Below are 20,630 nucleotides of genomic sequence, written 5' to 3'. Positions count from 1 at the left end.
TGGGTCGTTGGGGTCGCGGTCAGGGGCAGGGCCAGGCGCCGCCGCTGCGCGTGAACATCGCGCCCCCTAAGAACAGCGCATTGCCGTCGCTGGCCAGGGCCCAGGGCGTCCAGGGCAGTGCGCGGGGCATGACCGCCTGCCCTTGGAGTTGCCATGTGCCGCCTGCGCGCGACAGCAGCGCAATGCGCTGGGTTTCGGTGCTGCCCGGCCCTGCGGCGCCGCACACCCCCTGCCCCGCCACGTTGGCGGTGTTGACGGCGAGGGTGCTGCCGTCGCTGGACAGCGCCATGGCCCCGTACTCGGGTCCTCCCGAGATGGGCGGCGAGTAGATGGACAGGGTGGCTGGAATTCGCCCCTGCTGGGTCCAGGCGCCACCGCCATTTTGCGAAAACACCAGCACCAGGGGCGTGGCGGAAGTTCGCAGCAAATCGCGGTCGGTCACGGCCAGGGTGCTGCCGTCTCCTGACAGGGCCAGCGACGCAATAAAGGTGCCTTCCGCATTCAGGGCGGCCTGTGGCGCCCAGGTGGTCCTGGTGCGGGCGTAGGTGAACACGGCGCTGGACGCAGAGGCACCACCGCCGCTGCCTGCGGCGGGGATGACCGCCGAGACGGCCAGCAGGTTGCCATCGGTCGACAGCGCCATGTGATCGGCGATTTCGGCCTGGCAGGGTTGCGGGCAGCCCGCCGGCGCACCGGCCGCGTCCAGGCGGGCTTGCTGGCTCCAGGCACCCGCGCTGCGCTGGTAGACGTAGACCGCATCGGCGACGACGCGGGAGCCCAGATCGCCCCAGACCTGCTTCATGGACCGAACCGCCAGAGTGCCGCCGTCAGCCGACAGCAGCATTTGGTCGACGAAATAGGTGCCGGACTGCAACGACGCCTGCTGCTGCCAGGGGTGGCTGGTGCTGCTGCGTGCGAAGACGAGCGTGGTGGTGGTCGCGCCCAAACTCGCGCCGCGCAGCGCCAGGGTGAGCCCATCCCTGGACACCATCGCGTAGCGTCCGTAGGCGCTGGCCGAGGTGAGGAGCGGTGCGCGCCCGGAGGGGAACTCGTAGCTGATGCCCTTGGCGATGTCAAAGGGCGTGGCATCCGTGAACCCACCGCATCCGCCGGCATTGCACGCGCGCAGGCGGTAGATGGCGTTGAGGCGCGCCGATACGGGGACGGGGGTGTTTGCCAGAGCACCGACGAAATTTTGCGATGTGTCTTGCTGGTAACGGAAGCCAGCCCGGGACGTCTCGTTGTAATCGTCCACCTTCGCTTCGGGCAGGGGGCCTTGTCCGTCCGGGTCTTCATGCAGTTCGTAGCGGGTCGCCCCCGGCGTGGGGCTCCAGCGGAACTGGGGGCTGCCATATTCCACCGCGATCGCGAAGTTCGCGGGCGCTGCCACGGGGGCGGAGGGAGGAGGGGGCGGTGTGGTGTCGTCGGAGCCTCCGCCGCAGCCAACCAGGGCCATCGTGGCGCAGCCCAGTAACCAAGCGGTTTGCAGAGGATTCATGGCGCGGAATAGTCCAGGAAAGTTCCTGGAGGCTGGGGACGTATCAAACATTCGGCTCTCCATTTCAAACGAGGGCGCGCGCGGTGTGACGGGCTGGGCTGGAGATCGTCGACAGGCTCTTACAGCGCTGCGATTACACCATCCAGTTGCGGATCTGATGTGTCATCGTTGTCCTACAACAGCCAGGGTGGGGCGGCTGGCGGCGTCCGGGCGCCATGCAACGCCCTTTAGAGCACTGCCGCGCTGGGGTTGCTGATGGTGTGGCCGCCGCCGACAGCCGCACTCCGCGCCACAGGCATCAGACCGCCACGGCAACGGTGGCCAGCGCAAAGCGCACAAAGGCCTGCAACACGGGCGCCACCTCGGCCACCGTGGCTTTCACCAGCACCTGCTGGAATCCCCAGAAAATGCAGCGCGCGGGCAGCAGCGAGATGGCGAGGGCGTCGATATGGGTTTTGCGGGTAGACAGGGACATCGGTCGATTCTGAAAGGCAAGCCTTGCGCTTCAGGTCGCCTGTGTGCCGTGACCTTCTGGCCCTGCGCAGCGCCGCGGCGACGACAGGAAACGCTAAGCGTGGGTAGTTGGTCCTACAGCGGTTGCGCTTTTGGCGGACGCTGCCAGGCGGGTGATCTGGTTAGTGTGTGGCTTTCGGGTACGCACCAACTCTGCACCACCCTGCGGCGAAAGCCCTTGCCTTTGCCCTTCAAAGATCCAACATGAACGTATCCCACACAGATCCGGACCGCGCCGAGCCAAGGAGCGAAGGGCAAAGGCATGGACGGCACAAGGACCGGCTGCTGTCCGGCGCTGCACTGCTGGTTTTGGTTGTCCTGCTGCTGGGGTTTATGCGGCTGTGGCCAGCGATGCAGCAGCCATCGCAGACCACAGCAGCGCTGTTCTTGGGCGCCGGCTTGGCGAACCCTGTAGACACATCACCCGCGAAGGTCGCGTCGCCAGCGCCGGAGCCAACCCAGGTGCCGCGCAGGGCACAGTTCGGTAAGGAGCCCGCCTCGGCCGAAGCCCGCCAGATCGCGGCGTGGGCCTTGCACTCGGGTGACAACCAGAACCGCGCGGTCGTGGTGGTCGACAAAATGCACGCAAAGGTCTATGTGTTTGACCGCGACGGTGCGCTCCAGGGCGCGGCCCCGGCGCTGATGGGGTCGGCCATCGGCGACCACACCGTTCCCGGCGTGGGGGACAAGCCCGTCGGCCAGGTACTGCCCGAAGAGCGCACCACCCCCGCAGGCCGGTTCGTTGCCGAAACCGGTTTGAACGCCAATGGCGAAGACGTGGTTTGGGTGGACTACGACGCGGCGGTCTCCATGCACCGAGTGCGGGCCAACGTCAAAGCCGAGCGTCGGTTGGAGCGGCTGGCCTCCAGCACCGCCGCAGACAACCGTATCTCCTTCGGTTGCATCAACCTTCCCGTCTCTTTCTACGAAAAAGTGCTGAGCCCCCTGGTGCGTGGCACGGGCGCTGTGGTGTACGTGCTGCCCGAGACACAACCGGCCGCCGCACTTTTTGGCGCCTATGACCTGCCTGCGCAGTGATGCCCATTGACCCACGGTGTGTGCGGGCTTGTTGAACAGGGTGTTTTCGGAGTGCGATGGCAAGACCCACACCGTGCAGGCCCGTCCCTGTCCGACATGCGCTCCGGTCTCAAGCTGACGTGGCGCCAGCCGCAAACAACTAGTCTGGGTACAGCTGGCGATGTTGCTGGCGATTTCCAAATTCACCACACACCAAGGAGTCTCCACATGACTGCATCGAACACACTCAAGACATTGCTCGCGGGCCTGGCTACCGTCGCCGTTGTTGGCACCGCTATGGCGCAGGGCACACCACCCACCACCGCAAGCCCCAACGCTGCCACGGGCGCCGGCCAGCAAAGCTCGCAAGGCACGCCGATGGGCACCACGGGCGTTGGCGGTGGGGGCGCCGCGACGGCGACCACGCAAGCCGCTCCAGCACCTGCCGCTGCAGCCCCCGTAACCACAGACAGGACCATGTCGGGCTCCGGCGGTGCGACAACCCGCCCCATGCGCGCTGACCGCAACTAAGCCGGGGAACCCTGGCAATAGCAAGAATGCCGGGTACGCCCGGCTTTTTTGTGGGTGAGGGCGCGCGAACAGTGCAAACACGCCGTGAACAAGCGCTTACGTGGCCCCACGGTACACTTTGCGCCTTCTGAAACGGTTCCCGCGCTCCTTTCCACACCCCATTCATGGCCCTTACGACGGCGGCGCAGTCCCGCACCAGCTTTGACCTCAAGAGCGCCTCGCTGCCCGTGGTGGCCGTGGTGCTCAAGACCACCGACGCCGCGCAGTTCGCCGCCGACCTGGCCGAGCGCGTGGCCGACGCCCCGGGCTTTTTTGACAACGACCCCGTGCTGATCGACCTGGTTGCCGTGCGCGAGGCCGAGGCACCCATCGACTTTGCCGCCATCGTGGCCGAGCTGCGCAGCCGCAGCACCCTGCCCGTGGCCGTGCGCGGCGGCAACCCCGCCCAGATGGACGCTGCGCGCGCCGCAGGGCTGGCGGTAGCGCCCGATGCACCGCCTGCCCGTGCGGAGGCCCTCGCCCCCGAGGTGCGCGAGGTCATCCGCGAAGTCGTGCGCGAGGTGGAGGTCGTTCGCGAAGTGCCCCTGCCAGGCCCCGGCACCGTGGTGGTGGACAAGCCCCTGCGCTCCGGCCAGCAGGTGTATGCGCGCGGCGCCGACCTGGTGGTGATGGCCGTGGTGAGTTTTGGCGCCGAGGTCATTGCCGACGGCAACATCCACGTCTATGCCCCGCTGCGCGGCCGTGCGATTGCCGGCGCGCGGGGCAACACCGAAGCACGTATTTTTTCGACCTGCCTGGAGCCGCAGCTGGTCTCCATCGCGGGCATCTACCGCACCACCGAGACCGAGTTGCCCGCCGATGTGCGTGGCAAGCCCGCCCAGGTGCGGCTCGACGGCGAGAAGCTCATCATCGAGCCGCTGGCCTGAGTTCCCATTTCATTCGTACCAACCCCACAGAGAATCAGCAACACATGGCCAAAATCGTCGTCGTGACCTCCGGCAAGGGTGGCGTGGGCAAGACCACCACCAGTGCCAGCTTTGCCACCGGCCTCGCCCTGCGCGGCCACAAGACCGCTGTGATCGACTTTGACGTCGGCCTGCGCAACCTCGACCTCATCATGGGCTGCGAACGCCGCGTGGTGTATGACCTCATCAACGTGATCCACGGTGAGGCCAACCTGAACCAGGCGCTCATCAAGGACAAGCAGTGCGACAACCTGTTCGTGCTGGCCGCCAGCCAGACCCGCGACAAGGATGCGCTCACGCAAGACGGCGTGGAAAAGGTGCTCAAGGACCTGGCCGAGATGGGCTTTGAGTACATCGTCTGCGATTCGCCTGCCGGCATCGAAAGCGGCGCGCTCATGGCCATGCACTTTGCCGACGAGGCGCTGCTGGTGACCAACCCCGAAGTCTCGTCGGTGCGCGACTCTGACCGCATCCTGGGCATGCTGGGCAGCAAGACCAAGCGTGCGATTGAAGGCGGTGAGCCCATCAAGGAGCACCTGCTCATCACGCGCTACAACCCCAGCCGCGTGCAGGACGGCCAGATGCTGAGCCTGGAAGACATCCAGGACATCCTGCGCATCAAGCTGATCGGCGTGATCCCCGAGTCGGAAGTGGTGCTGCAGTCGTCCAACCAGGGCACGCCCGCCATCCATGCCCAGGGCACTGATGTGTCCGAGGCCTACAAGGATGTGATCGACCGCTTCCTGGGTGCCACCGACAAGCCGCTGCGTTTCATCGATGCGGAAAAGCCAGGCTTCTTCAAACGCCTGTTCGGGAGCAAATAAGCCATGGCTTCTTTCCTGTCCTTCCTGCTCGGCGAGAAGAAGAAAACCGCCAGCGTCGCCAAAGAGCGCCTGCAGATCATCCTGGCGCACGAGCGCAACGGCCGCAATGCCGCCGAGCCCGACTACCTGCCCGCGCTGCAGCGCGAGCTGGTGGCCGTGATCTCCAAGTACGTCAAGATCAACCCCGAAGACCTCAAGGTGCACCTGGAGCGCCAGGACAACCTGGAAGTCCTGGAAGTCAAGATCGAGCTGCCCGACACGGTGCGTTGAAGGCTCGGTTTCGAGCCAAATTGGGCTCTGGCGCTTATCTGGTAAGCGTCAGCAGCTATCAAAATTGATGAATCCAGTGGGGCCTGGCTAGCGCGCGTGTTTTGCCCACTTGCCCGCCAGCGCCTGGGCGATGCTCAGCCCGCGCTGCCCGGGCACCAGCGTGGCGGTCTCTCCGGCGGCGATGGTGCCGGGCTGGTCCACCGCAAGGTAGTAGCCGCAGCATCCGGCCAGGGCCATGGTGCGGCCCGCCTGCGCAAAACCCATGACGGCGTTGAACTTGAAGCATGGCTCGCGCGGTGCACTCACCCGCAGCACGCAGTGGGGGAAATGCCATTCATCGCCCACAAACACATCCGCTTCCAGCGGCCCGTCGATCGTGAGGTTCTCGCCCATGAAACCCGGCGGCAGCGTTTCATCGAACAGGCTCACGCCCCGTTCGCGGCGTTGGGCCTGCCAGAACGCGTAGTGGGCGGCGGGGTAGGCGTATACGGCCTTGCCCAGGCCGCCATGCACGCTCGGGTCGGCCTGCTCGTCGCCTGCCAGCCCTAGCGGGCCCACAGCCACGGGGCCGGTGACGGGGGCCTTGCCGATGGCAGTGAGCACCGAGCGCTCGCCCACCTTCAGGCGCCGGGCCAGGCCGATGTTCACGTGGCGCACGACCACGGTGGGGGTCGTCACAGCGGGTGCTCGGTGTAGAACTTGCCGCCGTGGTACAGCAGGGGCGAGATGCCTTCGCGGTGCTCGCAGCGCTCGACCTCGCCCACAAAGATGGTGTGGTCGCCCTCCTTGTACTGGCTGCGGTTGAAGCACTCGAACGTGGCGGCTGCCCCGGCCAGCAGCGGGGCGCCGCTGATGCCGGGCCGGTGTTCCAGGCCTGCCCAGCGGTCGATGCCGCGCGTGGCAAAACGCTCGGCCAGCGCCTTCTGGTCTGCGGCCAGCACGTGGATGGCGTAGTGCGAGCCATCGGCAAAGGTGGGCAAGGTGCTGGCGCCGTGCGACAGGCTCCACAGCACCAGCGGGGGTGCCAGCGACACCGAATTGAAGGAACTGGCCGTGAGCCCCACCAGGTCGCCCGCAGCCGTGCGGGCCGTGACGATGGTCACGCCCGTGGCAAACATGCCCAGCGCATCGCGAAACTCGCGCGTGGAGAAGCTCGGTGGCAGGGCGAGGGTGGGGCGGGGGAGCGAAGGGTTCACAAAAGCGGTGCCAGCGGTGGCAGCATGGGGGAGCAACTATTATCAGGCGCCACCCACCACCGCGCTGTTGCGGGGTTTACTGGTTTTTCCACCGCATGGCCGTCCTACCTACCTTCACCACCCTGGGCTCCGGCCCCACCGTGCTCCTGCTGCACGGCGCCGATGGCGACCACCTCACCTTTGCCCCCCAGGTGGAAACGCTGGCCACGGCCGGTTACCGCGCCGTGGCCTGGAACATGCCGGGCTATGGCCGCAGCGCGCCCGTGGAGCCGTACACCTTCAAGGCGCTGGCGCAGAGCTGCCTGGCCTTGATCGATGCCCTGCAGGGAGGCCCCGTGACCCTGGTGGGGCATGGCATGGGCGCCATGGTGGCGCTGGAGGCCGCCGTGCGCAGCCCGTCGCAGGTGCGCCGCCTGCTGCTCTGTGCAGGTGGGCCAGCGCTGGATGCGCAGGCCATGGACGACTGGGTGGCGCCCCGCTTGGGTGCCCTGAAGGCGCTGGACGCCGGTGGCAACATGGAGCAGCTGGCGCAGACGCTGGTGCCCCAGTTCATCGGCACCGGTGCGTTGCCCGAAGGCGTGCGGCTGGCCAGCCACGCGCTGGGCCAGGTGTATCCAGGGGCCTACCGGCGCGCGCTGGAGGCCTTGTCCACGTTTGATCGCGGAGCCTCTGCCTTGGCGCAGCTGGCCATACCCGCGCTGCTGGTGGGGGGCGAGCTCGACCGCTGCACACCGCCGGCTGCCCTGGAGGCCCTGGCCCAGGTGATGCCCGATGCGCAGACGGTGTTGTTGCCCCACATCGGGCACTGGCCGCAACTGGAGGACCCGGAGGGTTTCGATGCCGCGCTGCTGGACTTTCTGGCGCAGCGGCGGGTGCTGCACTGAGTTTGCCCCACCCGGCGTAGCCGATTTTTCGGCCCTTCAAACGATTCTTTTTCCCTGCCATGCCCTGGCGCCACCGGGCGGGTTCGCGCGGGTCTGATTGCTCCTCTTGTTTTATGTGGTTTGCCCTGAAAAAAATACTGTCTGCGCTGCTGCTGCCCCCGGTGTCCAGCATCCTGCTGGCGCTGGTGGGGCTGTGGATCGCGCGCTACCACCGCCGCACGGGCATCACGGTGGTGGTACTGTCATTGCTGTCGGTGCTGGTGCTGTCCTGGCCGCCGGTGTCGGACGCGCTGGTGCGCAGCCTGGAGCGCTATCCGGCGGTCGTCCCCAAGGACTTGCCTTCGTCAAAGGTGCAGGCCATCGTCGTGCTGGGCGGCGGCGCCGACACGGTGGCGCCTGAATACGGCGTGGACGTGCTCAGCCGGGGCGCGCGTGAGCGGGTGCGCTACGCCGTATACCTGCAGCAGCAGACCGGGCTTCCCATCCTGGCCACGGGGGGCTCCACTGGCGGCACGCGGGCCGAAGCGCTGGTGATGAAAGATGTGGTGGAGCGTGAGTTCAGGGGCCGGGTGCGGTGGACCGAGGTGGAATCCCTTGACACCCGCAGCAACGCCGAAAGATCTGCCGTGTTGCTCAAGGCCGCTGGCATCGAGCGCATTGCGCTCGTCACCCACGGCTGGCACATGGTGCGCGCGGCCAAGACCTTCGAGCGCGCCGGTCTGCAGGTGCTGCCCGCGCCCATGGGCTTCAAGGGCGGCCAGGCGCGCAAGCTGTACCGGGTGTTGCCGCGCGCCTCCGCGCTGGCCGACAGCAGCCTGGCGCTGCATGAATGGCTGGGCATCCTGGCCCAGCACGGGTCGCTGGATCGCTAAGCCGTCAAGCTGCGGCCGGTGTCAGCAGAAAACGGCTGGCTGCCTCCATCGCCTGCGCATCGGCCTGCACCGCGCCCGGTGGCCCGCCCTTGCCCCACAGGGCGCCGCCCCAGGTCATCGACAGGAACTGCGCGCACAGCGCCACGGAATCGATCATGGGCTGGGCCTTGGTGCGGTCGCCGCTGGTGGTGACAAGCGCCAGCGTCTTGGAGGCCATCGGCTCCTTGAAGGCCAGGCCGGGGACGCGCATCCACGCGCTCCAGTGGTCCAGGTAGGTCTTGAGCGGCGAGGGAATGCTGTACCAGTAAACCGGCGCCACAAAGACGATGTGCGTGGCTGCCAGCGTGGCGTCGAGCAAGGTCTTCATGTCGCCTTCGGGCGGTGCATAGGTACCCGAGGTGTGGCGCTGGTCCACGAAGGGCGACAAGTTCATGCGGGCCAGGTGGTGCCAGGTTTGCGCAGTACCGGCAGGGAGTGCGGCGGCGGCCTGGCGCGCCAGCCATTCGGTATTGCCGGTGTGGCCTGGTTCGCGGGTGGAGGTGGTGAGGAAGAGGTAGTGCGGTGCGGTGGGCGTGGTCATGATGCCATCGTAGCGCCGCCCCCCAGACCCGCGCCGGGTGCCAGGGTTGCGATGCAGAGCTCCACCAGCGCCTGCTCGAATTCGGGGCTGTCCAGCAAGGGCGACTGTTCCAGCGATGCCGCCCGCACCGCGCCCATGAAGGCGCGGGTGAGCACAAACAGCTGGGTTGCCGAGGGTGCGGGCATCTGCTGCTCTTGCGCCACACGCTGCAGGTGCAGGGCCAGCCGCTCGCTGGCGCCGCGCACCGAGATCAGCACGGACGCGCGGTAGTCGAGCTTCCACGACAGGCGGGCAAGTGCGCGCCCTTCCTGGGGGCCGCCGCCAAAGGCCTGCAGGTAGTGGCGCACATACCCGCGCACCTGCTGCTCGGGCGTCCAGCCTTCGGTGCGGGCCTGGGCGAGCAGGGCGTCCAGCTCCAGCATCACCCGGTCGCAGTGCTGGTCGAGCATGGCCAGGAGGATGGCTTCCTTGCTGGGAAAGTACTGGTAGAGCGAGCCCACGGAAACACCCGCAACCTCGGCGATGCGGTTGGTGGTGAGCGCGTCCTCGCCCTGGGTGGCCACGATGCGTGCGACGGCTCCGAAGATGGCATCGACCGTGAACTGCGAGCGTTCCTGGCGGGGCGAACGGCGGGGGGCGGAGGAGGCAGGGGACATGGAAAACCTGAGCGCAATGCGAGTAGGCGAAGACGGCGCTGCTGCCTATTCTGCCGCCAGTCCCTTGCAACATCCGGAGAAAACCTTCATGCACGCAACCAGCCAACTCGCCCTGGGAGCCGCCGCCGTCGGCCTGGCTGGCACCTGGGCATGGCGCCAGCGCCTTGCACTGCGGCCCGTGCACCGCGCCAGTGCCATCGCGCTGGCATCGTTCCTGGCGGCCCACTTGCTGGGCCACCTGGCGGGGCTGGCCGGAGCGGCAGCGCACCAATCCGTGCTGCAAGCCCTGCGCCTGATCTATCGCCAGCCGTTGGTCGAAGGCGTGCTGCTTGGCTGTCTGCTGTTCCAGATGGGCAGCGGCCTCACCTTGCTGTGGCGCGGGCGGGGCCGGCGCCGTGGGGGCGTGGCGTGGATGCAGGCCATCTCGGGGGGCTACCTGGCGCTGTTCCTGTTGATCCATGTGACGGCCGTCTTGGCGGGCCGGTTTCAGGGCGTGGACACGAACCTGCAGTTTGCAGCGGCGGGCATGCACACACCGCCCTGGCAGTGGTTCTTTGGCCCGTACTACTTTTTCGCAGTATTCGCGCTGGGCACGCACGTGGGCTGCGCTTTGTACTGGAACCTGCCAGAGCCTCTGCGGGCGCGAGCGTTGGTGGGATCCATGCTGGCGGGCTGGATGCTGGCCGTTGGTTTGGTGGTGCTGCTGGCGGGCGGATTCCATGAGCTGGAGATTCCGGCTAGTTACCTGGCCCCCCTGGCCGGGCTCGCAGGTCGGGGTTGAAGGGGGCCAGAGCATCCGCGCTGCGTGCGGTCTTTGCGGTTTATGCGCCGGCCTGGCTTCGCAGCCAAGCTCTCACGCCCGCGACGACCTCCGGTGCACGTTGCTTGCGCGGAGCCACCAGGTAGTAGCCGGCGCCCGTGTGTGCTTCTTCCTCAAACACCTTGGCCAGCCGACCGGCGGACAGGTCCTGCGCCACAAAATCTTTCTGCACCAGCGCGAGTCCCTGGCCGGTCAGGGCCGCGTCTATCGCGAGTGTCGTCTGGTTGAACCAGATGGCCTGCGGTGTGGGATCTGAAGCCCCGGGAGCGGGCGGCGTGTGCTGCGCAAGGTAGTCGGCCCATGGAGACTGGGAGTCGTGCAGCAGCACGTAGCGGCCGATGTCACCCGCGGTGCCGGGTGGCCCCGAGCGGCGCAGCAACAGCGGGCTGCCCACCGCCACCAGGCACTCTTCGAACAGGAGATCGGCCGTGAGCCCCGGGCCGAATGGAGGGCGGCCGTACCGCACCGCCAGGTCCACCGCCTCGGTCTGAAAGTGCGACAGGTGCTCGGTCGCCAGGATCCGCAGATCAACCCCAGGGTGAAGGCGCGTGTAGTCCGCCAGCCGTGGGATGAGCCACTTGGTGGCGAAGGTCGGAGTGACGCTGACCGTCACATGCAGGGGCTCGGGCCGCAGGCCCTGCGTGGCATCGGCGAGCATCTCGAACGCACGCCGCACGCTGGTGGCATAGCGCTGGCCGTTGTGGGTCAACACGAGGGTGCGCGGGTGCCGCTCGAACAGCTTGAGGCCCAGCTCCGCCTCCAGCGCACGAATCTGCTGCGCCACGGCGCCCTGGGTTACGCCCAGCTCCAGCCCGGCCAGCCGAAAGTTGAGATGGCGGCTGGCGGCCTCGAATGCTCGCAGCGCATTGAGAGAGGGCGTGGGCCCCAACGGGGAAGTCATGGGTGTAGATTTTCTACTGGATTGAAGCACAGCGGTTGCTCCATCTGGTCGTCCAACACGCAAAGAATACGGAACAATTGCCAGATGCCGGTGTGCGGCATCCAAGGACGATCATGGCAGTAGAAAAAGTAGCGCTCATCACCGCGGGCGGCACCGGCGTTGCCGCTGCCACCGCCCGCCGCTTGGCAGAGGATGGTTTTCAGGTCGGCATTCTTTCGTCGTCGGGCAAAGGCGAGGCCTTGGCCCAGGAACTCGGAGGCGTTGGCGTCACGGGGTCCAGCCAGTGCCTGGCGGATCTGGGCCGCCTGGTGGATCTGGCGCAAGCCCGCTGGGGCCGGGTCGATGTGCTCATCAACAGCACCGGCCATGAACCGCGCGCGCCTTTGTTGTCTCTGGCGGATGAGCGGTGGCTGCAGGGGACGGACACCTATCTGCAGAGCGTGATCCGGCCCACGCGGCTGGTGGCCCCCTTGATGCAGGCGCAGCGTGGTGGCGTGATCGTGAATCTGTCGTCAGCCTGGGCGGTGGACCCGAGCGCGCTGTTTCCGACATCGGCGCTGGTGCGCGCCGGGCTGGCTTCGTTCACACGGATCTTTATCGACAGCCATTCGCGGCACAACATCCGCATGAACAACGTGTTGCCGGGCTGGATCGACACCTTGCCCGTGTGGGAAGAGCGCCGCTCCGCAGTGCCGCTGCAGCGGTATGGGCAGGCCGCCGAAGTGGCCGCGACCATCGCGTTCCTGGCTTCGGAAGGGGCGGGCTATATCAACGGGCAGAACCTGCGGGTGGACGGCGGACTCGCGCTGGCTACCTGAGTGCGCGCGCAATGAGCGGGTTAGTGTGATGGACCCACCCCAACCGGGGCAGGCTGTGTGGGTGCTCTCAGGCGGCCAGCGCCGTGGCCGAGGCGCGCCGTGCAGATCCTTGGTGGCCCAGGAAGCCGAAGTTCATCGCGGGCTGTTCGCCGCTGATCAGCTCGGCCAGCGCCTTGCCCGAACCTGCACCGTGTGTCCAGCCCAGCGTGCCGTGGCCCGCGTTCACCCAGAGCTTGCCCACGCGGGTCTGCCCGATGAACGGGATGTTGGTGGGGGTGGCCGGGCGCAGGCCGGTCCAGTACTGCGGGTCGCCGCCTTGTTCGGGCGTGCGGGTGTCGCACACGCCGGGCAGGATGGCCTCGATGCGGCGCGAGAGCATGTGGCAGCGTGCGCGCGCCAGGGAGCTGTCGAGCGTCAGGTCCCAGCCATTGAGTTCGATGGTGCCCGCCACGCGCAGGTAGTTGCCCAGGCGGCTCATGGCGATCTTCTTGCCGTCGTCGATGGTGGAGACCATGGGCGCGCCCTCGGGCTTGAGCAGCGGGAACGTGGCGCTGTAGCCCTTGCCAGGGTAGATCGGCAGGTCCACGCCCACGCTGCGCAGCAACGGTGCGCTGTACGAGCCGCAGGCGACGACGACGGCGTCGGCCTTCAATATGAAGTCTTTTTTGCCGCCAGCGCTTGTCTGTTTTGGCATGACAGCTACTGAATCAATAGCATTGCCGATTTTGTTCAGGCGCAGCACATCGTGGCCGTAGAGGAACTGCGCCCCGCGTGCCATGCAGCGGCGGGCCAGCTCCTGGGTGAACACGCGGGCGTCGCCGCTTTCGTCGGTGCTGGTGTAGGTGCCGCCGGTGATCTTGTCGCCGTAGGCCTTGAAGGCGGGCTCGATCTTGAGCAGTTCGTCGCGGCTGACCAGGCGGCGCTGCACGCCGTGCTTGCGCATGAGCTCCACCGCGTGGCCGGCGGCGTCAAAGGATTTCTGGTCGGTGTAGAAGTGGGCAATGCCGCGTTCGAGCCGGTTGTATTCGATGCCCGTGGTGCTGACCAGGTCCTTGAGCGCGGCATGGCTGTAGGCGCCCAGCGCCACGATCTGCTGCACATTGCGCTCGAACGCGGCGTCGTTGCACTGCGCCAGGAACTGTAGGCCCCAGCGCCACTGCTGCCAGTCCATCTGCGGGCGAAACAGCAGCGGGGCTTCCTTGTCGAACATCCACTTGAGCGCCTTGAGCGGCGCCTCGCGGTTGGCCCAGGGCTCGCAGTAGCTCACCGAGATCTGTGCTGCATTGGCAAAACTGGTTTCGAGCGCAGCATCGGGCTGGCGGTCGACCACGATGACCTCGTGACCGCGTTCAAGCAGGTGCCACGCCGTGCTGATGCCGATGATGCCGGCGCCGAGAACAATGGTTTTCATATGCGGAATGCCTTGTGAGCCTTTGCGTGCCACCCGCCCCAGTGCGGGACACGATGGGGCGCAGTGTGCGCGACATTGCATTCAACTAAAAGCAAAATTAAACTTACTCCAAAAACATCAGCGCACCTAATAAACGGTGCGGTAGAGACAACCCTCTTTTGTTCGAGCCCGAGACCATGAGCACCTACGATCCCGCCGCCCTGGAATGCCTTGCCGCCATCGTTGAAGAGGGCGGCTTCGAGCGCGCTGCGCAGCGCCTGAACGTCACACAGTCGGCCGTCTCACAGCGCCTGCGCGCGCTGGAGGCGCAGGTGGGCTCGGTGCTCATCGTGCGCAGCCGCCCGCTGCGGCCCACGTCGGCCGGGCAGCTGCTGCTCAAGCACACCAAGCAGATGCGCCTGCTGCGCGCGGACCTGGAGCGCGACCTGCACGAGCTGGCGCCCAGCGCCCCGGGCGGCACGCGCGAGGATGAGCGCATCTCGATTGCCATCAACGCCGACAGCATCGCCACCTGGGCGATGGGCGCGTTGCACGAGCTGGTGCGCCAGCGCCTGCCGCTGGAAATCATCGTGGACGATCAGGATTTCACGCAGGAATGGCTGCGCTCTGGTCAGGTGCTGGGCTGCGTGACCACGCTCAAGCAGGCACTCCGTGGGTGCAAGATGGTGCCGCTGGGCGCTATGCACTACGTGGCCGTGGCGTCGGCCAGCTATGCGGAGCAGTACCTGCCCCAGGGGCTCACGCCGCACAACTTTCGCGAGGTGTCGTTCCTGTCGTTCAACCGCAAGGACGACATGGCTGCCGAGTTTGTGGCGCGTGCATTCGGGCTCAAGCGCGTGGCACTCAATCACCTGTTCGTGCCGGGTTCCGAGGCGCAGATGCGCGCCGTGGCCGCAGGCTGGGCCGTGGGTGTGATGCCCGAGCTGATGGCGCGCGAGGCGCTGGCGGACGGCAGCATGGTGAATCTGGCACCGGGCCGCTCTCTGCCCATCCAGCTGTACTGGCACTGCTGGAACCTGGAATCGGCCGTGCTGGACGCCCTGACTGCAGCCCTGACCGCCACCGCAGCACGGACGCTGGAGGCGCCTGCGGCATGATTCCTGCAGGGTAAAACGTGAACGACGTAGTTGTATTGCAACTTAGTCATTTATTTTTTTACTGCAATGTATAAAATACAAGCCATGCAAACGCCGCAACCCAAAGTTTCGTTCAAAGAGCAGATGCACCAGGCGCGCGAGGATGCCATCCTCCAGTCCACCTGCCAGCTCCTGGGCGAAAAGGCCTTCGATGCCATGACCATGGACGACGTGGCCAATGCCGTGGGCATTGCCAAAGCCAGTCTGTACAAGCACTTCTGCAGCAAGGAAGAGCTGTGCAGCGCCGCCATGGTGCAGATTCTGGGCCGTGTGCAGGCCTACCTGGCAGATCTGCCCACCGAGATGCCCCCGCTTGAAAAGCTCCATGCGCTGGTGCGCTGGTCGCTGGAGCGGCTGCTGAGCAACGAAATGCCGCTGCTGCCCAGCCGCAACTCCACGCTGCGCGCGGTGCTGATGGCCAACAAGGACTACCTCAACGGCCTCGTGGCCGTGAGCGACCAGATTGGTGAATGGATCACCCAGGCCCAGGCACAGGGCGTGATCAGCCCCACCTTGCCGCCGCTGGTGGTGCTCTACACGTTGTATGCGCGCGCCTGCGACCCGGTGGTGAGTTTTCTCAAGGAAGGCGGCCAGTATTCCGATGCGGAAATCGTGGATCTGGTGGTGCGCACCTGTTTCGACGGGCTGGCAGCGCGGTAGTCGCGTCTCCTTTCCAGCGTTTCGTACGCACCCAAAAAAGAAAGCCCGGCATGCCGGGCTTTCTTGCGTGGGGCTCACGGGGCTCACAGCCACCGGCTTACTTGGGCAGGATCACCTTGTCCACGACATGGATCACACCGTTGCTGGTGAACACGTCGGCCATGGTGATGTTGCTGGTGCGCAGGTTCTGGTCGGTGATCACGAGGCTTGCGTTCACCGTGAAGGTTTGTCCCTGGACAGTGGCAATGGCGGTATTGATAGGGACCTCGGCCTTGAGCACGCGCGCGGGTACCACGTGGTAGGTCAGTACCGTGGTCAGCAGCGCAGTGTCCGCCAGCAGGGTTTCCTTGGTCACCCCGAGCTCGGCCAGCAGCGCTGCAAACGCGGCGTTGGTCGGCGCAAACACCGTGAACGGGCCGGCTCCCTGCAAGGTGGTGGCCAAGCCGGCCGCCACCACGGCTTCCACCAGGATGCTGAAGTCCGGCAGCGCCGAGGCGGTGGCGACGATGTCCTTGTTGGCTGGCAGCAGCACGCGGTCCACCAGATGCACCACGCCGTTGCTGGCCTGGATGTCCGTGGCCGTGATGGTGGAAACGCGGTTGCGACCATCGGTGATCTTCAGGCCGTTGGCCGACTCGATCTTGAAGAAGCCGCCTGACACGGGCGTGATGGCCTTGCCCAGGGGGACGTCTGCACGCGGGACCCTGCTGCCGAGCACGTGGTAGGTCAGTACCGCTGTCAGCAGGGGCTTGTCGGCCAGCAGGGCCTCCTTGGTCACGCCCAGCTCGCTGAGCAACGCTGCAAAGGCGGCGTTGGTCGGGGCGAAAACCGTGAGCATGCCGGTGCTCAGAGTGGGCGCCAGACCGGCGGCGACCACTGCTTCGACGAGGATGCTGAGGTCAGGATTGTTCTGGGCGACTTCGACGATGTTGCGCTGGGGCTCATCGTCGCCGCCGCCACAGGCCTGCAACAAGGTGGCGCTGGCGCCCACGGCGGCGGCCAGCAAGACGGTACGGCGGTTGAATGCGGTGTTCATGGGGCTTCTCCTCGCTAGTGGATGGTGGTGGAAGGGACGAGCGGTTGGTCCGCGGGCTTACTTGGGCATCAGAACGGTGTCGATGGCGTGGATCACGCCATTGCTGGCAGCCACATCGGTCGCGATGACCTTGGACTGGTCCACCATCACGCCCATGCTGGTGGACACGGTGATCTCCTGGCCCTGCACGGTCTTGACCTTTCCGGCCTTGACGTCCTTGGCCATCACCTTGCCGGGGACCACGTGGTAGGTCAGCACCTTGGTCAGTGCGGCCTTGTCAGCCAGGAGGCCGTCCAGGGTGGCCTTGGGGATCTTGGCGAAAGCCTCGTCGGTGGGCGCAAACACCGTGAAGGGGCCGGGACCCTTGAGGGTGTCCACCAGGCCCGCAGCCTGCACGGCCGCCACCAGGGTCTTGAAATTACCCGCCTTCACGGCGGTATCGACAATGTCCTGGGCCATCACGGTGAAGGTGGCGCCTGCGGTCAGGGCCAATGCGATCAGGGTTTTTTTCATGGGTCGTTCCTCGGTTTCGATGGAAATGACACGCCAGGATGGGCGCAGCGAGAATGTATAACCAATTGGTCGTTAAGTAAACCAACAAGTTATGTTGTAACCGATCGGTTTCATTTGGGCAAAAAAAAGCCCTGCCGGAGCAGGGCTTTGGTGGTGGGCCGGGCTGTTTGTGGTTCGGCTTAGCGAACGATCAGCAATGGCACCTTGCAATGGGCCAACACCTGTGTGGTGACCGAGCCCATGACCAAGGTAGCCAAGGCTCCATGGCCGTGGGAGCCCATCACCAGCAGGTCGAACTTGCCGCTGTCAGCCACCTTGGCGATGTTCTCACCCACGGCGCCCACCTTGACGACGCGCTTGGCGTCCACACCCTGTACGCGCGGGGCTCGACCCGGAGTGTGCATCCTCAAGGAGCGCGGCGAGTACACCGACGCCGAGATCGTGGAGCTGGTGGTGTGTACCTGCTTCAACAGGCTGGCAGCGTGTTGAACCAGTCCTAAGGCCGCACTTGCGTCGGCGCCACGCCGTAGCGCTGGCGGAACGTGCGGTTGAAGGTGGTGATGTCGGCAAACCCGCAGTCGAACGCGATCTCCAGCACCCGGCGCCGGCTGTGGCGCGGGTCGGCCAGCATGGCGTGGGCGCGCTGCAGCCGGGCATCGCGCAGGTAGTCTGAAAAGCACGTCCCCTCCTGCGCGAACAGCCGCTGCACCTGGCGCGGCGTGAGGTGGTGCAGCCGCGCGATCTGCGCCAGGCTCAGGTCGGGCTGCTGCAGCCGGGCCTCGATGTTGCGCCGGATCAGCGCCAGGCGCGGGGCCTGCGCGGCGGCGTGGGCCTGCGCATCCAGTGCGGCGCGCCATTCGGGCGAAAGCACGCCTGCCAGCAGCACGTGCAGGTGGTCGAGTGCCGCTGCGTGCTGGCTGGGCGACAGCGCCGGCCCCTGCGCCAAGAGCTGCGCGTAGCCCAGAGCCAGCGCGGCGCCGGGGGCGTCGGGCGGCAGGTGGTGCAGGGGCGCTTCTTCCAGGCGCGGCACCAGGCGGGCCAGCGCCGCGCGGGGCACCAGGATGCACGAGGTCACCCCGCCCCAAGGGGACAGGGCCTCGTGCACGCGGGCCTTCGACATCACGTACATGCCGCCGGGCGCCATGAAATGCTCGTGCCCCGGCGCGCGGATCAGCATGCGCCGCCGGCTGGTGCACAGGTAGATGTCGTCGCAGCCGTCGTGCGTGAGCGCGGGCGAGCGCCACATGTGTGTGGGGCTGTGCTCGCTGTAGGCGTATATCGTCTGCGGGCCCAGGGTGGCCACGCTGGTGTTGAACTCCATTGCGTGGGGGTCCGAGTCGCCGTGCGCCCACAAGTCGATGCGCATCAGCTCGCGGCCGAACAGTTCGCGCAGCGCGGCGGCCTTGTTGGGCCCGTCCAGGTCGCGCGAGCTGACGTGCGCAACGTCGATGGCGGGGGGCGCGGCAGTGGAAGAAGACGAGGACGGCATGGCGGCCATGGTATCCAGGGCGGTGCCGTTTTCTACCCCCGGCGCTTGCGTGCAGCGGTGCGCGCGGCCACCGGCAGCAGCAGCGCGAGCAGCGCCAGCCCCGCCGCGTCCAGCGTGGGCACGCTGACGGCCCCGTTGCCGGGGCCGGGCGGCACCACGACGGGGGCTGCTGGCCCCTCGTGAGCGCCAATGTCGCATGCCGGGCCGATGGGCCGCGCCACGCCGCGCTGGTCGGCGGCAGGGCAGCCGCTGCCCGCGTCGATGGCCGGGCTGCCCGCATTCAGCGCCAGGGTCTGGCTGAAGCCGCCGTTGTCGGCCAGCGGCGCAAGCAGGGGGTTCAGCTCGGGGATGCCGGCCCCGCAGGACTGCGCCACGCTGCCGCCGAACTGCAGGTTGTTGCCGCCGTCGGCGATCGTGGCCGTGTTCTGGGTGGCGCAGTTGGGCTGGCCCGCCGTACTGGCGACGATGGTGTTGCGCAGCGTGATCGCGGTGGCGCCATAGGCCCTGATCGCTTCGGCCCCGGAGTGGTTGGCAAAGGTGCTGGAATAGATGTCGCCGCCCACGGCATTGAGCGCGCGGATGGCGCTGCCGGTGGCGCCGCTGGCGACCGTGTTGCCGTGGAAGGTGCTGTTGGTGATGGTGAAGTTGGTGCCGCCCGCGGGCTGCACCTCGATGGCGCCGCCGCCGAGTCCACCGGCGCTGTTGCCCGTGAACAGGCTGTTGTCGATGAGCATGGTGCCGCCACGGTGGTAAATGGCGCCCCCCTCGCTGGCGGCCTGGTTGCCGCTGGCCACGAACTGGTTCAGCGTGATGGTGTCGTTGCTGTTGAAGGTGAAGATCGCGCCGCCCCGGATACCTGCCCGGTTGCCGGTGGCCCGCACGCGGGTCAGGTTCAGCGCCACGCCGTTGAGGGCCGCGATGGCGCCGCCGTTCTGCTGGGCCTCGTTGTCGGTCAGGTTCACGTCGGTCAGCGTCAGCGCGCCGGGGCCGACCGCGTAGATCGACCCGCCTTGGGTGGCCGGTACATAGCCCCTGGTCAGCGTCAGCCCGCTCAGCGTGATGTCGAGCGCGCTGTTCATGTAGAAATGCCGGAAGGCTTGGTTGCCGTCCAGCGTGATGAGCCCCCCGCCGTCCACGGAGGTGTCCTGGTTCAGGGCCAGGTGCGACGTCAGCACGATGGTGTGCGGCGCCGCGCCGCAGTTGAACGTGACCGCACCGCCGCCTGCCAGCGCCGCGACCAGCGCGGTATAGGTGCAACTGGCGGGCGTGCCCGTGCCCACCACCCCCGCAGCATGCGCAGGTAGGGCGCACGCCAGGGCCAGCGCGGCGGCAGAGCGTAAGGAAAGTGAGGGAAGGGGGGTGGAGAGAAACATGGGGCGCGCGGGTGTAACGGAGTGCCCCGATTTTTGGGTAGGCCCCGTGGCGCGTCTTCGCAGCGGGCGACAATCGCTTCGCAGTCGGCGACATGGGGTCCCTAGAACCCCAGGAATTTAAGCAAAAATAGCCGCAAGCGCTTATCTGGTAAGCGCAAGCAGCTATCAAAAAGAGAGTAATTGTGGCGTCAGCGCACGATGAGCAATGGCACCTTGCAATGGGCCAACACCTGTGTGGTGACCGAGCCCATGACCAAGGTAGCCAAGGCTCCATGGCCGTGGGAGCCCATCACCAGCAGGTCGAACTTGCCGCTGTCAGCCACCTTGGCGATGTTCTCACCCACGGCGCCCACCTTGACGACGCGCTTGGCGTCCACACCATGGCGCGCCAGGAATTTGCAAACGGGCGACAGGATTTTTTCTGCCTCTTCGGCGTGGTAGCTGTCCACCACTTCCTTGCCCAGAGCGGCGCGCGCGCGTGTCGGCAGCGGGGCCTGCACGGTGAGCGCGGTGTACTGGTGGTTGCCACCGAGCAGCTCCTCGTGGGTAGCCAGATAGGCCAGCATTTTTTTGGTGTAGGCGCTGCCATCGACAGCAAGCAGGATGTTCATGGTGTTCTCCGGAATAGGGTTGGGTCAGACTACCGTGCGCGGACTTCTGTTGTCTT

The 20,630-nt window shown here is 66.6% G+C and carries 23 protein-coding genes and 2 pseudogenes; 11 read left to right on the top strand and 14 right to left on the bottom strand.

Annotated elements, in window-relative coordinates; translation table 11 throughout:
• Window positions 1-19 precede the first annotated feature (19 nt).
• Both C8C93_RS19395 and C8C93_RS19390 read right to left on the bottom strand, forming a co-directional pair.
• Window positions 20-1,498 (bottom strand): hypothetical protein, encoded by a 1,479-nt coding sequence (locus C8C93_RS19395; protein ID WP_147433789.1) that lies wholly within the window; start codon window positions 1,496-1,498, stop codon window positions 20-22.
• Between the two features lie 301 nt (window positions 1,499-1,799).
• Window positions 1,800-1,973, bottom strand: a pseudogene (locus C8C93_RS19390) (EamA/RhaT family transporter); the annotation flags it as partial.
• 242 nt (window positions 1,974-2,215) lie between these two features.
• Here C8C93_RS19390 and C8C93_RS19385 point away from each other — a divergent pair.
• The 5 genes from C8C93_RS19385 to minE all read left to right on the top strand — a co-directional run bounded on the left by C8C93_RS19385 (window position 2,216) and on the right by minE (window position 5,618).
• The gene (locus C8C93_RS19385; RefSeq protein WP_233559512.1) at window positions 2,216-3,049 is read left to right on the top strand and encodes a hypothetical protein; all 834 of its coding nucleotides are present in this window, start codon (window positions 2,216-2,218) and stop codon (window positions 3,047-3,049) included.
• 207 nt (window positions 3,050-3,256) lie between these two features.
• On the top strand, window positions 3,257-3,559 hold the full coding sequence (locus C8C93_RS19380) for a hypothetical protein (RefSeq protein WP_055397269.1): 303 nt from the start codon (window positions 3,257-3,259) through the stop codon (window positions 3,557-3,559).
• 164 nt (window positions 3,560-3,723) lie between these two features.
• Window positions 3,724-4,485, top strand: a complete 762-nt coding sequence (gene minC / locus C8C93_RS19375) for a septum site-determining protein MinC (protein WP_121507960.1) — start codon at window positions 3,724-3,726, stop codon at window positions 4,483-4,485.
• A 44-nt stretch (window positions 4,486-4,529) separates the two neighbouring features.
• A complete protein-coding gene (minD, locus tag C8C93_RS19370; protein WP_055397265.1) occupies window positions 4,530-5,348 on the top strand; it encodes a septum site-determining protein MinD in 819 nt (272 codons plus the stop codon).
• A 3-nt stretch (window positions 5,349-5,351) separates the two neighbouring features.
• Window positions 5,352-5,618 (top strand): cell division topological specificity factor MinE, encoded by a 267-nt coding sequence (gene minE / locus C8C93_RS19365; protein ID WP_010465263.1) that lies wholly within the window; start codon window positions 5,352-5,354, stop codon window positions 5,616-5,618.
• 87 nt (window positions 5,619-5,705) lie between these two features.
• Here minE and C8C93_RS19360 read toward each other — a convergent pair whose 3' ends face one another.
• On the bottom strand, window positions 5,706-6,296 hold the full coding sequence (locus tag C8C93_RS19360) for an MOSC domain-containing protein (RefSeq protein WP_055397263.1): 591 nt from the start codon (window positions 6,294-6,296) through the stop codon (window positions 5,706-5,708).
• Window positions 6,293-6,814 (bottom strand): flavin reductase family protein, encoded by a 522-nt coding sequence (locus tag C8C93_RS19355; RefSeq protein WP_055397294.1) that lies wholly within the window; start codon window positions 6,812-6,814, stop codon window positions 6,293-6,295. Before C8C93_RS19355 ends, C8C93_RS19360 begins: the two co-directional genes overlap by 4 nt.
• Before the next feature lie 95 nt (window positions 6,815-6,909).
• Between C8C93_RS19355 and C8C93_RS19350 the strand changes: the two genes are divergently transcribed.
• Entirely contained in the window at window positions 6,910-7,698 is a 789-nt protein-coding gene (locus tag C8C93_RS19350) for an alpha/beta fold hydrolase (RefSeq protein WP_121507959.1), read from the top strand.
• A gap of 113 nt (window positions 7,699-7,811) precedes the next feature.
• A complete protein-coding gene (locus tag C8C93_RS19345) occupies window positions 7,812-8,570 on the top strand; it encodes a YdcF family protein (protein ID WP_055397259.1) in 759 nt (252 codons plus the stop codon).
• A gap of 4 nt (window positions 8,571-8,574) precedes the next feature.
• Here the strand turns inward: C8C93_RS19345 and C8C93_RS19340 are convergent, their stop codons facing one another.
• Both C8C93_RS19340 and C8C93_RS19335 read right to left on the bottom strand, forming a co-directional pair.
• Window positions 8,575-9,150 carry a flavodoxin family protein gene (locus C8C93_RS19340; protein ID WP_121507958.1) on the bottom strand — a complete coding sequence of 192 codons (576 nt, stop codon included), beginning with the start codon at window positions 9,148-9,150 and terminating at the stop codon, window positions 8,575-8,577.
• Window positions 9,147-9,806 carry a TetR/AcrR family transcriptional regulator gene (locus tag C8C93_RS19335; RefSeq protein ID WP_121507957.1) on the bottom strand — a complete coding sequence of 220 codons (660 nt, stop codon included), beginning with the start codon at window positions 9,804-9,806 and terminating at the stop codon, window positions 9,147-9,149. Before C8C93_RS19335 ends, C8C93_RS19340 begins: the two co-directional genes overlap by 4 nt.
• Window positions 9,807-9,894: 88 nt before the next feature.
• Between C8C93_RS19335 and C8C93_RS19330 the strand changes: the two genes are divergently transcribed.
• Window positions 9,895-10,587 carry a hypothetical protein gene (locus C8C93_RS19330; protein ID WP_121508882.1) on the top strand — a complete coding sequence of 231 codons (693 nt, stop codon included), beginning with the start codon at window positions 9,895-9,897 and terminating at the stop codon, window positions 10,585-10,587.
• Between the two features lie 40 nt (window positions 10,588-10,627).
• On the opposite strand, the gene C8C93_RS19325 is transcribed toward C8C93_RS19330, so the two are convergent.
• Window positions 10,628-11,527 carry a LysR substrate-binding domain-containing protein gene (locus tag C8C93_RS19325; RefSeq protein ID WP_121507956.1) on the bottom strand — a complete coding sequence of 300 codons (900 nt, stop codon included), beginning with the start codon at window positions 11,525-11,527 and terminating at the stop codon, window positions 10,628-10,630.
• A gap of 113 nt (window positions 11,528-11,640) precedes the next feature.
• On the opposite strand from C8C93_RS19325, the gene C8C93_RS19320 reads away from it, so the two are divergent.
• Window positions 11,641-12,345, top strand: a complete 705-nt coding sequence (locus C8C93_RS19320) for an SDR family oxidoreductase (RefSeq protein WP_121507955.1) — start codon at window positions 11,641-11,643, stop codon at window positions 12,343-12,345.
• A gap of 67 nt (window positions 12,346-12,412) precedes the next feature.
• Here the strand turns inward: C8C93_RS19320 and C8C93_RS19315 are convergent, their stop codons facing one another.
• Window positions 12,413-13,756 carry a D-amino acid dehydrogenase gene (locus C8C93_RS19315; protein ID WP_121507954.1) on the bottom strand — a complete coding sequence of 448 codons (1,344 nt, stop codon included), beginning with the start codon at window positions 13,754-13,756 and terminating at the stop codon, window positions 12,413-12,415.
• 176 nt (window positions 13,757-13,932) lie between these two features.
• On the opposite strand from C8C93_RS19315, the gene C8C93_RS19310 reads away from it, so the two are divergent.
• A complete protein-coding gene (locus C8C93_RS19310) occupies window positions 13,933-14,853 on the top strand; it encodes a LysR family transcriptional regulator ArgP (protein ID WP_055397292.1) in 921 nt (306 codons plus the stop codon).
• An 84-nt stretch (window positions 14,854-14,937) separates the two neighbouring features.
• The gene (locus tag C8C93_RS19305; protein ID WP_055397245.1) at window positions 14,938-15,552 is read left to right on the top strand and encodes a TetR/AcrR family transcriptional regulator; all 615 of its coding nucleotides are present in this window, start codon (window positions 14,938-14,940) and stop codon (window positions 15,550-15,552) included.
• 97 nt (window positions 15,553-15,649) lie between these two features.
• Here C8C93_RS19305 and C8C93_RS19300 read toward each other — a convergent pair whose 3' ends face one another.
• The 6 genes and pseudogenes from C8C93_RS19300 to C8C93_RS19280 all read right to left on the bottom strand — a co-directional run bounded on the left by C8C93_RS19300 (window position 15,650) and on the right by C8C93_RS19280 (window position 20,574).
• A complete protein-coding gene (locus C8C93_RS19300) occupies window positions 15,650-16,588 on the bottom strand; it encodes a fasciclin domain-containing protein (RefSeq protein ID WP_121507953.1) in 939 nt (312 codons plus the stop codon).
• A 57-nt stretch (window positions 16,589-16,645) separates the two neighbouring features.
• Entirely contained in the window at window positions 16,646-17,101 is a 456-nt protein-coding gene (locus C8C93_RS19295; protein WP_121421847.1) for a fasciclin domain-containing protein, read from the bottom strand.
• A 179-nt stretch (window positions 17,102-17,280) separates the two neighbouring features.
• Window positions 17,281-17,475, bottom strand: a pseudogene (locus tag C8C93_RS19290) (universal stress protein); the annotation flags it as partial.
• 122 nt (window positions 17,476-17,597) lie between these two features.
• Window positions 17,598-18,590 carry an AraC family transcriptional regulator gene (locus tag C8C93_RS25155; RefSeq protein WP_158603281.1) on the bottom strand — a complete coding sequence of 331 codons (993 nt, stop codon included), beginning with the start codon at window positions 18,588-18,590 and terminating at the stop codon, window positions 17,598-17,600.
• 32 nt (window positions 18,591-18,622) lie between these two features.
• The gene (locus C8C93_RS25150) at window positions 18,623-19,963 is read right to left on the bottom strand and encodes a choice-of-anchor Q domain-containing protein (protein ID WP_158603280.1); all 1,341 of its coding nucleotides are present in this window, start codon (window positions 19,961-19,963) and stop codon (window positions 18,623-18,625) included.
• Between the two features lie 188 nt (window positions 19,964-20,151).
• Window positions 20,152-20,574: a universal stress protein gene (locus tag C8C93_RS19280; protein ID WP_055397239.1), complete on the bottom strand. Its 423-nt coding sequence runs from the start codon at window positions 20,572-20,574 to the stop codon at window positions 20,152-20,154.
• Window positions 20,575-20,630 lie beyond the last annotated feature (56 nt).

It is taken from the genome of Acidovorax sp. 93 (assembly GCF_003633835.1).
Taxonomy (GTDB): Bacteria; Pseudomonadota; Gammaproteobacteria; order Burkholderiales; family Burkholderiaceae_C; genus Acidovorax; species Acidovorax facilis.
Note: the sequence above shows the minus strand (reverse complement) of the source record. Positions and strands in the feature narration are given on the sequence as shown.